Genomic DNA, 13,428 nt, shown 5'->3' on the forward strand with positions numbered 1-13,428 from the left:
GTGAAAAGAGACTTAGATATTTTATGTGTAGGTGAGGTGCTTATAGATTTTATAGGCCATCAAAAAGAAGTACGTATAGATAAAACACGTGATTACCACAGGTACTTAGGAGGTAGTCCTACTAATGTAGCGATGAATCTCGCACGACTGGGTATGAATGTAAAACTTGCCGCTACTATAGGAGATGATGGGCTAGGCGTTTACATTAAGGATAAACTTACCGAAAATGGCGTACAGACAGATCTCATTGCGACAGATCCTGAAAATCCTACGAGTGTGATTTTTGTGTCAAAAACTACGGGCACACCAGATTTTATACCTTATCGGTATGCAGACACTAAGATCTCAGAAGCTCAAGTGTCTGATGCTTTGCTAGCGCAAACTACTATTTTTCATACCACAGCATTTGCTCTAAGTAAGAAGCCTGCAAGAACTACAATTTTAGTCAAAGCAAGAAAAGCTTATGAAGCTGGTTGTACACTTAGTATAGATCTTAATTATTCGCCTCGTATTTATCCTAATAGGGAGAAGGCGATAAAAACCTTTAGAGAGTATTGCTCATATAACCCGCTCGTGAAGATAAGTGAGGATGATATGGAGCGCCTTTTTGGTGAGAAAAGAAGTCACGAGGCTATTTTTGATTTCTTCCATAATGATTTCGGGGTAGAGCTTGTTTGTCTCACCTTAGGATCAGAAGGGGTTAAGCTTTCGCGAAAGCGTAAAAATCACCCTGCAGAAATGATTGTTGAGCCAGCGGCAAGAGTAGAGCAAATACTTGATGCTACGGGAGCAGGAGATGCTTTTTGGAGTGGATTCTTATTTGCTTACATAAGAGAGTATGATATCAAAAAATGTCTCAAAGTGGCGCTGTCACTGGCGGCTATAAAATTACAGCACGTGGGTAGATTGCCACAAAATGTGGATATACTCACCCAGTTGCTAGATTTTAAATAATAACCTCCATTAGGTAGATGTTAACAAGACTAGGTGTATAACCGATACGGAATTCAGTACTTTTGCAAGTCAATAGATAACCAACTTTATGAGTCAGCAGAACAAAAGACGGAGGGAAGCCCTCGTATATCACGCAAAGCCAAAGCCAGGTAAAATTGCGGTAGTTCCTACAAAAAAGTACTCAAGCCAGCGTGATCTTGCGCTCGCTTATTCTCCAGGTGTAGCAGAGCCGTGTCTAGAGATAGAAAAAGATATAAATAACGTTTATAAATATACAGCAAAGGGTAACCTTGTAGCTGTAATCTCAAATGGTACTGCAGTGTTGGGTCTGGGAGATATAGGTCCAGAGGCATCAAAACCTGTTATGGAGGGTAAAGGTTTGCTCTTTAAAATTTTTGCAGGGATTGATGTTTTTGATATAGAAGTAGGTACAAAAGATGTAGATGCTTTTATAGAAACTGTAAAAAATATCTCTCCTACCTTTGGAGGGATTAACCTTGAAGATATTAAGGCGCCAGAGGCTTTTGAAATTGAGCGCAGGCTCAAAGAAGAGCTAGATATACCAGTAATGCACGATGACCAGCACGGTACGGCAATCATATCTGCCGCAGCTATGCTCAATGCGTTAGAAATAGCAGGTAAGCGCATAGAAGATGTGCGTATCGTAGTGTCTGGCGCAGGTAGTGCAGCTATCTCGTGTATGAACTTATATCATTTACTTGGCGCTAAGCTAGAAAACATTGCAATGTTTGATATAAATGGTCTTCTTAAAGAGGATCGTATAGACTTATCTCCAGAGCAGTTTAAGTTTAAAAGTAAAGAGAGTTTTAACACACTAGCAGAGGCAATGGTTAATGCAGATGTGTTTTTAGGTCTCTCTGTGGGTAACATTGTAACACCTACAATGATACAGTCTATGGCAAGTGATCCTATTGTATTTGCAATGGCAAACCCAACTCCAGAGATAGATTATGATGTTGCGATAGCATCAAGACCAGACTTAATAATGGCAACGGGAAGGTCTGACCATCCTAACCAAGTAAATAATGTGCTAGGTTTTCCATTTATTTTTAGAGGTGCGCTAGATGTGCGTGCAACTGCTATAAATGAAGCGATGAAGATGGCAGCGGTAAAAGCACTAGCTCAACTTGCAAAGGAGCCTGTTCCAGAACAGGTAAATATCGCATATGGAGAGACTAGATTTACCTTTGGCCGTGATTATATCATCCCAAAACCATTTGACCCAAGATTAATAACTACAATACCGCCGGCGGTTGCAAAAGCAGCGATGGAGTCTGGAGTAGCAAAAGAACCTATAAAAGATTGGGCAGTTTATCACGATGAGTTGCTAGAGCGACTGGGTGAAGATAACAAGATTGTAAGATTACTAATGGATCGCGCACGCCGCAACCCAAAACGTATAGTCTTTGCAGAGTCAGATCAACTAGACGTGCTTAAAGCTGCACAAATTGCTCACGAAGAGGGTATCGCAATACCCGTTTTATTAGGGAACCGTGATGTGATATTAGAACTTAAGGAAGAGATAGGTTTTGATGCAGATGTAGAAATTATAGATCCAAAATCTGACGAAGAGAAAGCTCACGTGGCTAAGTATGGTGAGATATACTGGGAGTCAAGAAAGCGCAAGGGTATCACGCTCTATGCAGCACAAAAACTACTTAGACAGCGAGATTACTTCGCCTCTATGATGGTGAGTCAAGGTGATGCAGATGGGATGCTCTCTGGTTTTAGCCGTAGTTATCCATCTGTGATAAAACCGGTTCTTGAAGTAATAGGTACTGCGCCAGGTGTGCAAAAAGTAGCCGCTTGCAACCTGATGGTTACCTCAAAAGGACCACTCTTTCTTGCAGATACCTCTATAAACATAGATCCTAATGCAAAGGAACTGGCAAAAATTGCCCAGATGACTTCGACGGCTGTAAGGATGTTTGGACTAGAGCCAGTGGTGGCGATGATGTCTTACTCAAACTTTGGGTCATCTACACACGAGAAGGCAAAAACGGTAAGCGACGCTGTATCTTATTTACACCGCAACTTCCCAGAGCTCATTGTAGACGGAGAGGTGCAGGCAGATTTTGCACTTAACAGAGATATGTTGCAAAGTAAGTTTCCGTTCTCAAAACTTGCCGGTAAAAAAGTAAACACGCTCGTGTTTTCAAACATAGACAGTGCAAACATCACCTATAAGATGATTAAAGAGCTAGAAAATGCAGATAACATAGGTCCTATAATGCTTGGTATGCGCAAACCTGTGCATATTTTGCAACTGGGAGCAAGCGTAGATGAGATGGTGCATATGACTGCTATCACAGTGATTGATGCTCAAAAGAAGGAAAACTTTTTTAACAAGCAGCAGGAGTAAGCGGTTTTACGCTTTCGCGAAAGCGTAATGACACCTCATAATTTAAAGGTTCAGATTTATTTCTGAACCTTTTTTTGTTTTGAAAATAGAATAGAAATGACGGTGTAAGTGCCTAATTTTTCGGTGTGGTGGGGTTGTGCGCTTTCGCGAAAGCGTAAGGATATAAATAACATTTCTCCTAGACATATATTTCTTACATTTACGCACCTTAAAATACTGTTAAATGATTACGCACCTAAGCGGTAGACTTATTGAGAAGAATCCTACACACGTTGTATTAGACTGTAATGGAGTGGGATATTTTATAAACATCTCCTTACATACTTTTGGGCAACTAGGTGATGGTGAGGCGATCAAGCTATATACCCATCTTCAGGTTAAGGAAGATAGCCATACACTATATGGTTTTATGGAGATGATGGAGCGTGAGATATTTAGATTATTACTCTCTGTTTCTGGAATAGGAGCGAGTACCGCAAGAACAATGTTATCTTCACTTGAGCCTAATCAAATAAAGCAGGCTATCGCTTCAAATGATGTGGCGACCATACAAAGCATAAAGGGAATAGGGGCAAAAACGGCGCAGCGTGTGATTTTAGATCTTAAGGATAAAATACTTAAAGTATACGATATCAGTACCGAAAGTGCTGTGCAAAGCAATACTAATAAAGAAGAGGCGTTATCTGCTTTAGAGACTTTAGGATTTGCGCGTAAGCAGGCAGAGAAAGTATGTCTAGCTATCACAAAAGAAAAGCCAGACGCGAGCGTAGAGACTATTATTAAAGAGGCATTAAAAAAACTGTAGGTCTATTTTGAAGCGAAATTATTACTTGAATTTACGTGTAGCGATATTGTTTATTGCGGTTATTTTTATAGGTAACCCTAGTGCTATAGCACAAGAAGAGGAGCCTAGTGAAAGTGAAGAGAGCACCGCGCCTGCGACTTTTTCTTTAGGAAGCCTTGTGTTGCCTAACCCAAATAGCATTGTAGCAAAGTACACCTATGACCCTGTACTAGATAGATACATTTATACCGAAGAACTAGGTGCTTTTAATGTAACCTATCCACTTATACTTACTCCAGAAGAGTATGAAAAACGCGTGCGTGATGAACAAATGCGTCAATATTTTAGAGAAAAAATCACAGCAATAGATGGTCGTGCAGATGAGGATGACTCTAGAAATAGTCTTGTAAAATCTCTGTATGTAAAAAATGATCTTTTTGAATCTATTTTTGGAGGGGATGAGATTACGTTTACACCACAAGGTTCTGTAGAGATGGATCTCGGACTGTTATTTACAAAGCAAGATAATCCAGCCTTTTCTCCTCGTAATAGAAGAAATTTTACATTTGACTTTGACCAGCGTATAAGTCTTAGTTTATTAGGTCAGGTAGGTGAACGTCTCCAGATCACAGCAAACTATGATACGGAGTCTACCTTTAATTTTCAGAATCAAATAAAACTAGAATACACGCCTACTGAGGATGACATCATCCAGAAGATAGAAGTGGGTAACGTGTCTATGCCTCTTAATAGTGCATTGATACAGGGGTCGCAAAGCCTTTTTGGTGTTAAGACTGAGTTGCAGTTTGGTAAAACTAGGGTGACCGCAGTATTCTCAGAAAATCAGTCACAACCCAAAACTGTTACTGCAGAGGGTGGTGCGACGGTGCAAGAGTTTGAAGTTCCGGCGCTTAACTATGATGAGAATCGTCACTTCTTCTTAGCACATTATTTTAGAGACAGTTATAACGACGCGCTTAAAAATTATCCCTTTATAGATAACAGTGGGGTGCAAGTAACTCGAGTAGAAGTATGGATTACAAATAGACAAAATCAAACTACAAATGCACGTAACATTGTTGCAATACAAGATATAGGTGAGTCTAACCCAGATAATATAGGTATTAACGCTGGAGCAAACCCTGGTTTTATAAACAGTAGTTTTAATGCTTTTCCAGATAATGCAAATAATGATTTCAACCCGAGAGGTATTAATGATGCTTCTGTGCAGTCGCAGTTATCTCCAGCTATACGAGATGTTGCAACAGTAGGGCAAGGTTTTGGGAATATAACTGTACAAGATGGGACAGATTATGTGCTTTTAGAAAATGCTCGTAAACTAGATAACTCACAATTTACTTTGTATCCAGGTCTTGGTTATATATCATTAAACCAGCGTCTTAATAATGATGAGGTGCTGGGAGTCGCTTTTCAGTACACTGTAGGAGGGCAAGTGTATCAAGTAGGAGAATTTGCAAATGATGGTGTAAATGCTACCGAGGGTAATAGACCAGATGCAGATATGGACGGAATACCAGATATCGCAGATGCAGATAGCCCGGTTACACGACCAGATGATGATAATGATGGTATTGCAAATGATGCAGATGCAGATAGTAATGGGGATGGTATTCTAAACGGTCAAGATGCAGATGGTGACGGTATACTAGATACTGTTATACCCGCAGGTCAAGCAGGAAGCCCTGTAAATCTTGTCGTAAAAATGCTTAAGAGTAACCTCACAAATGTTGAGGAGCCTATTTGGGACTTGATGATGAAGAATATTTACCCGCTAGGTGCTTTTCAATTAGAGCAAGATGGGTTTAGACTTAATATAGTTTATGCAGATCCTTCGCCTATTAATTTTATCTCACCAGTCGCTGGTGAGCCATTACCTACACTCTTTGATGGTGTAAATAATGACAACACGATGGATGAAGGTCAAGATCGTGGCGCGCTTGAGAGTAATACATTATTGCGACTTTTTAATCTTGATAGACTTACCACTTTTGGTGATCCACAAGTAGGAGGAGATGGTTTTTTTGATTTTGTACCGGGTGTTACTGTACACGTTCAAAATGGAAGTATAGTATTTACCACGGTTGAGCCTTTTGGAGAAAATCTATTTGAGTTACTTAGTGTTAATGATGGTGCGGAAAATTATGAAAATGAAGACACCTATAATGCACACCAAGATAAGTATGTTTACAGCTCACTCTATCAGTCTACAAAAACAATAGCACGTGATAATGCAGAAAAAAATAAGTTCTTACTAAAGGGGCGCTATAAATCTGCACAAGAGCAAGGTATTCCATTAGGGGCTTTTAATATTCCTCAGGGTTCTGTTAGGGTAACGGCTGGTGGCCGTGTACTTGTAGAAGGTCTTGATTATACTGTAAATTATCAATTAGGGCGTGTTATTATTTTAGACAAATCACTTGAGGCATCTGGAATTCCTATTTCTGCATCTGTTGAGAATAACACCATTTTTGGACAGCAAAATAAGCGCTTTACAGGAATTAATGTAGAACACCAGTTTAGTGAAAACTTCATAGTAGGAGGTACTTTTTTAAATTTAAATGAAAGACCGCTTACGCAAAAAGCCACATATAACTTTGAGCCTATAAATAATACTATTGTAGGCCTTAATGCAAGCTACTCAACCGAGCTCCCTTTCTTAACGAGATGGGTGAATAAGTTGCCTAACATTGATACAGATGTGCCTTCTAACTTATCCGTGCGAGGAGAAGTTGCTTACTTGCTCCCAGGTCAACCTAAAGGAACAGATTTTAATGGAGAGGCTACTTCTTACATAGATGACTTTGAAGGAGCGCAGACATCAATAGACGTAGGAGGCCCATTGCAGTGGAGTTTGTCATCACCTCCAGTAGGTTTTGGTGGTGAATTTGCAAATGGTGACCTTGCAACAGGATATCGTCGTGCAAAATTTGCTTGGTATACTATTGACCCTATTTTCTATAATAACCAGAGACCTGATGGAATTTCTGATGATGACTTGTCGTTACCAGAAACACGTCGTGTATTTAGAGACGAAATTTTCCCACAACAAGATATAATATCTGGTCAAACGCAAGCTCTTTTTACACTTGATTTAGCTTATTTTCCAGATCAGAGGGGGCCTTATAACTTCAGTCCAGATGCTGTAGACGGAACATTATCTAACCCTCAAGAGAATTTTGGAGGTATAACAAGACAGTTAACCTCTACAGATTTTGAGCAAGCAAATGTTGAGTTTGTTGAGTTCTGGTTACTAGATCCATTTTATGCAGATGGAGATACCACAAGCCCAGGTGGAAATCTAACCATAAACCTAGGTAGTATTTCTGAAGATATCCTTAAGGATGGTCGTAAACAGTATGAAAATGGATTACCTAACGATGGTGGAGAGGTAGGAACCTCAGAAACTGTATGGGGAAAAGTACCCACTAACCAGTCATTAGTATATGCTTTTGATACAGAAGGTCAAGAACGTGCAAATCAAGATATAGGCTATGATGGTCTTAGTGATGCAGAAGAAATGATAGAGTTTCCAAACTTTGCAAACTTACCTGACCCAGCTGGTGATAACTATAATTACTTCCTCAATACTGAGGGAGGAGTTGTAGAGCGTTATAGAGATTATAATAATAATCAAGGTAACTCACCTGTAGAGGTGACACAAACCAATCGTGGTTCTACAACCTTTCCAGATGTAGAAGATGTAAACCGCGATAATACAATGAACACGGTAGACGCATACTTTGAATATGAATTACCTATCAATCCTGCGTCACTTAGTGTAGAAAATAATCCCTTTGTTACTGATGTAAGAGAGCTTACAGTTACTACTCAAAATGGATCGCAATTACCTACGAGGTGGGTTCAGTTTAGAGTGCCTATAAATCAAGCTACAAATGTGGTAGGAGGTATTAATGACTTTAGAGCAATCCGTTTTATGCGTATGTATATGAGTGGGTGGCAAGAAGATGTTGTACTTCGTTTTGGAACATTAGATCTTGTGCGTGGAGATTTTAGAAGATATTTACTTTCTTTAGATCCTAATGAAAATACAGAGATAAATGATGGTGATAATACACTATTTGAAGTTGCTGCCGTAAATATTGAGGCCAATGAGACTAGAGAGCCTGTTCCTTATGCATTACCTCCAGGTGTAATAAGAGAGCGCCTTAACAACAACAATAATAACATAAGACAAAATGAGCAGTCTCTTTCTTTAAGAGTTGAAAATCTTGAAGAGCAAGATGCGCGAGGAGTATATAAGTATTATTCGCTTGATATGCGACAGTATAAAAATCTTAAGATGTTTATGCACGCAGAGCCTATTATTGAAAATGGGCTAGATAATCAAAATGTTGTAGGGTTTATTAGAATGGGAACCGACCTTAATTCTAATTTTTATCAAATAGAGCTACCACTTGCACCTACACCATTTAATGTTTCAAATCAAGATAGAGAGGCGATTTGGCCAGCGGCAAATGAATTAGATCTGTCATTAGAATTGCTGCAAACCATAAAATCTAAAGTAATTGCAGGAGATGTAGAGTCAGATCCAGATGATATAACTTATTTTGATCAAAATGGAGATCGTATTCTTAACCCAGAAGAAACTTGTTATGAGGAAGGACAACTTCGTATAGGTATACAAGGTCTACCTAGTTTTGGAGATGTGAGAACATTAATGCTAGGGGTTAAAAATGGTAACCCTACTAGTAACCAGGCAATGGGTTGCTCACCAGGAGAGATAGGTGCCGAAGTTTGGTTTAATGAACTTCGTTTGTCTGACCTTACTAATGATGGAGGGTACGCAGGTATTGTAAGTCTTGATGGTAACATTGCAGACTTTGCAAATGTATCTGCCACAGGTAGAGTAAGCACAGTAGGTTTTGGAAGTGTAGAGCAAAATGCTGGAGAGCGTAGCCTAGAAGATGTAATGCAGTACGATGTAGTTACAAACCTAAACGCTGGACAACTATTACCAAAAAAATGGGGTGTACAATTACCACTTAACTATTCTATAGGAGAGCAGAGTATCACACCTAAGTTTGATCCCCTTTATGAAGATGTTGAGCTAGACACCTCACTTGATAATGCGGCAGATCAAGAGCAGAGAGATCAGATAGAAGACTATGCTATAGATTATACAAAGCGCCAAAGTTTTAATGCAATAGGTGTGCGTAAGGAACGCACAAACACAGACCGTAAACCTATGCCATATGATATAGAAAACCTTACTTTCTCATATTCATATAGCCAGACAGACCATAAGGATTTTGAGATTGAAGAATCTTTAGATCAAAATGTGCGATTAGGAGGTACTTATAACTTTAATTTTAACTCAAAACCGGTTGAGCCATTTGCAAAGAATGATAGTCTTTTTACTGGTAAGTACTACAAGTTTCTAAAAGATTTTAATTTCAACTACTTGCCTTCTAGTGTTGCAGTGCAATCTAATATTGTGCGCCAGCGTAATGAGCAAAAATTTAGAGATGTGTTTGCAAATGATGGTGATATAGCTTTACCACGTTTGTTTCAGCGCAACTATTTATTCGATTGGGGTTATGCTATAGACTTTCCTATTACTAAGAGCTTACGTTTCAATTATAATATGAATCACAATCGAGTAGTGCGAAATTACCTTGATAGTGATGGAACGCCATCTTTTCTAGATGATGACGGGCAAGAGGTAGCTGGATTCGGTATTTATGACGGCTTCTTAGATGTAGGTACGCCAGATACACACTTTGGGGTGTTACAACTCAACTATGATCTGCCTTTTGATAAGTTTCCATTTACAGAATGGATTACAGCAACCTATGCATATACTGCCAATTATAGATGGCAGCGAGGGTCACAACAGTTCCAGGTGTTAGATGATATACCTGAGATTGGTAACAGTGTAGAAAACACAAATACCCACGCCATAAATGGTACGTTAGATATGGAGAAGCTCTATAAATATGTAGGGCTTACTAAAAAGAAAAAGAAACGTGCTACGTCATCAAGACTTAGAGGTTTGCCATCACCAGAAGATGATCGTAAAACGTCAGATAGACAACGCAAGGAGGCCCAAGATCAAGATGCAAGTAGCGGAAGTTTAAGCGGTTCAGACAAGGCGCTTAATACGGGAGTAGGACTGCTTACAGCTATAAAAAGAGTACAATTCAACTACGAAGAACAGAATGGTCTGTACCTGCCTGGATATTTACCAACGGTAGGGTTTACAGGAAGTTTAAAACCTACGCCAGGATTCATCTTTGGTAGTCAGGCAGAGGTAAGAGAACTCGCAGCTAGTAATGGGTGGCTCACATTATTTCAAGACTTTAATGAGCAATACCGCGAGGTAGAAAGTAGAAACTTAGGTATTCAGGCAAGAATAGGTTTGTTAAAAGATCTTGATGTTGATCTTAATATGAACAGGGTTTATCAAGAGAATTATCAAGAGAATTACCGTGTAGATCCAGAGACCTTACAATATGAGTCTCTTACTGGTAATAGCTTTGGTAGATTTAATATATCAACGCTACTTATCGCCACTGCGTTTAACGAGAGCACTTCAGACTTTTCAGAAACGTTTAATACCTTTAGAGAAAATAGGCTTGCAGTTGCAGACAGGCTCGCATCAGAATTTTATGGGGGAGCAGGTTTTGAAAGAGATGAAAACGGTTTTCCAGAAGGATTTGGAAGAACAAACCAACGTGTACTTTTGCCGGCATTTTTATCAGCATATAGTGGTCGAGATGTAAATAAGACAGACTCTGGTTTCTTAAGAAATGTACCACTTCCTAACTGGAACATTAAGTACACAGGACTTATGAATCTGGATTGGTTTAGAGACAAGTTTAAAAGATTCTCTGTGCAACACGGTTACACCGCTGGGTATACTGTAAATAACTTCCAGACTAACCTTGCTTATGATAGAAGTACAGATAGAGATCCAGAAACCGCCCAGAGAGATCAAGCGGGTAACTTCTTAAATGAAACATTGCTAGGTAACGTTACCCTTACAGAGCAGTTTACACCACTAGTACGTATAGACTTTGAGATGAAAAACTCAGTAAAAATCCTTGCAGAGGTTAAGCGCGATAGAGCACTTGGCTTAAGCTTTGATAATAACCTGCTCACAGAGATTAAAGGTAATGAGTACATATTGGGGCTAGGCTATCGTATTAAAGACCTACGTTTTGTGACTAACTTTGGAGGTTCGCGTAGAGTACTAAAAAGTGATTTAAACTTTAAGGCAGATTTATCGCTTAGGCAAAACGAGACTATTATAAGATACCTTGATATAGATAATAGTCAGACCACGCAGGGTCAAGACATATACGGCTTGCGTTTTTCAGCAGACTATGCACTCACTAAAAATTTAACGGCACTTTTCTATTACGATCATACATTTTCGACATTTGCTATATCAACGGCATTTCCACAAACAACCATTCGTTCAGGATTTACCTTGAGATATAACTTTGGAAACTAAAATAATTAAGCTTTCGCGAAAGCTAGATACTATATATTTTATATTTAATAAAAGATTATAATTATTTTCGCGTAAGCATACTTTAAACACATAATTAATACCACCAAGAAATGAATATACCAGCAGAGTTGAAATATACAAAGGACCACGAGTGGGTACGTATAGAAGGAGATGTTGCCGTAGTAGGAATCACAGATTTTGCTCAGGGTGAGCTAGGAGACATCGTTTATGTTGAGGTAGAAACTCTTGACGAGACCTTAGATAAAGATGAAGTTTTTGGAACAGTAGAAGCTGTAAAAACAGTTTCAGACCTGTTCTTGCCGCTTTCTGGAGAGATCGTAGCCTTTAATGAAGGTCTAGAAGATGAGCCAGAAACCGTAAATAGCGACGCATACGGAGCTGGCTGGATGATAAAAATTAAGTTTTCTGATGCTTCAGAAATAGAAGAGCTTTTAAGTGCAGAAGCATATGCAGAGCTCATCGGTGGGTAAAATAATAGGAGTTGTTGCTACTCTTTACACTATACTCTTAACTATAGGCTCGCTTATAAAGCCCGTAACTGTAGTTCCTAAAGTAACAAATATTGATAAGCTCCTGCACGCAGGAGCTTATTTTGGTCTTGCAGTACTCTGGTTGTTGTTTTACTTTATCAATAAGAAAATAACAGTAAAAAAGAGTACACAGCTTAAGACCTATCTCATTATCGCTTTAATTTTAATAGGTTACGGCATAGTGATTGAGGTGATGCAAGGGAGCTTAACCATTTATAGACAACCAGATGGCTGGGATGTACTCGCAAATACCATAGGTGTCCTTTCTGGATGTTTGTGCTTTGCTTTGTTTTTTAAGAAATTTAAAGCGTTAAATACGCAATATTAATTTCTATAGTGATAATAATTTTGCTATTTTAGCTATCTACTTAATACATTAATTATGGAACCCAAGAAAAATCCAAAAGCAGATCTTCGTAAAAGGAGTGTGCTCTTTTTTCAGTTAGGACTCATCGCAGTTCTAGCACTTACGTATATCACTATAGAGTGGAAAACGTATGACAACGCTGCTGTAGATATAGGGCAGTTAGATCTCGATGATCTTGATGACGAAGAAATTCCAATCACGGAGTTAAATACGCCTCCACCACCCCCTCCACCACCGCCGCCACCAGCGCCGGAAATTATCGAGGTTGTAGAAGATGAAGAAGAAATAGAGGAAACCGTAATTGAGTCTACAGAGACAGATGCCGAAGAGGAAATCGTTGAAGTAGAAGAAGTAGAGGTAGTAGAAGAAGAAGAAGAAATTGCAGATGTACCATTTGCAGTTATTGAAAACGTGCCTATCTTCCCTGGTTGCGAGTCTATGAAGAACAACGACCAGCGTAAAAAGTGTATGTCTGAAAAGGTAAGTAAACTTGTAAATAAGAAGTTTAATACTGAGTTAGGAAGTGACCTTGGTCTTTCTGGAATAAACAGAATCTTTGTGAGTTTCAAGATTGATAAAAAAGGAAACATTACAAACATACGTTCACGTGCACCGCACCCTAGACTTCAAACAGAAGCAGAGCGTGTAATTAGATTGTTACCTAAAATGACACCAGGTAAGCAACGTGGTAAGCCAGTAGGAGTATTATACTCTCTACCTATTACATTTAAAGTAGAAGACTAGTCTATACGACTTAATTTATATAAAAACTGCCTCAGCGATGAGGCAGTTTTTTTTGTGTCAAAAAAAAGAGATCACCGCTAGGTGATCTCTTAGTTTGGCTTACTTCTTGATTCGTTTTAAGAATTGTTCAACATTTTTAAAACCATA

At 39.0% G+C, this 13,428-nt stretch carries 7 protein-coding genes; all 7 read left to right on the plus strand.

Annotated features, from left to right (window positions below; translation table 11 throughout):
- Entirely contained in the window at positions 1-954 is a 954-nt protein-coding gene (locus I597_RS05240) for a carbohydrate kinase family protein (RefSeq protein WP_035327185.1), read from the plus strand.
- An 88-nt stretch (positions 955-1,042) separates the two neighbouring features.
- Positions 1,043-3,337 carry an NADP-dependent malic enzyme gene (locus I597_RS05245; protein ID WP_035327188.1) on the plus strand — a complete coding sequence of 765 codons (2,295 nt, stop codon included), beginning with the start codon at positions 1,043-1,045 and terminating at the stop codon, positions 3,335-3,337.
- A gap of 223 nt (positions 3,338-3,560) precedes the next feature.
- Complete coding sequence (gene ruvA / locus I597_RS05250) at positions 3,561-4,142, plus strand: Holliday junction branch migration protein RuvA (protein WP_035327190.1); 582 nt, start codon at positions 3,561-3,563, stop codon at positions 4,140-4,142.
- A 61-nt stretch (positions 4,143-4,203) separates the two neighbouring features.
- Positions 4,204-11,619: a T9SS outer membrane translocon Sov/SprA gene (gene sov / locus I597_RS05255; RefSeq protein ID WP_455423296.1), complete on the plus strand. Its 7,416-nt coding sequence runs from the start codon at positions 4,204-4,206 to the stop codon at positions 11,617-11,619.
- A gap of 110 nt (positions 11,620-11,729) precedes the next feature.
- Complete coding sequence (gcvH, locus tag I597_RS05260) at positions 11,730-12,110, plus strand: glycine cleavage system protein GcvH (protein ID WP_035327194.1); 381 nt, start codon at positions 11,730-11,732, stop codon at positions 12,108-12,110.
- Positions 12,088-12,498, plus strand: coding sequence for a VanZ family protein (locus I597_RS05265; protein WP_081965008.1), 411 nt, complete (start codon positions 12,088-12,090; stop codon positions 12,496-12,498). The genes gcvH and I597_RS05265 overlap by 23 nt, the downstream gene beginning before the upstream one ends.
- A gap of 54 nt (positions 12,499-12,552) precedes the next feature.
- Positions 12,553-13,281 carry an energy transducer TonB gene (locus I597_RS05270; protein WP_035327197.1) on the plus strand — a complete coding sequence of 243 codons (729 nt, stop codon included), beginning with the start codon at positions 12,553-12,555 and terminating at the stop codon, positions 13,279-13,281.
- Positions 13,282-13,428 lie beyond the last annotated feature (147 nt).

It is taken from the genome of Dokdonia donghaensis DSW-1 (assembly GCF_001653755.1).
GTDB classification, from domain to species: Bacteria; Bacteroidota; Bacteroidia; order Flavobacteriales; family Flavobacteriaceae; genus Dokdonia; species Dokdonia donghaensis.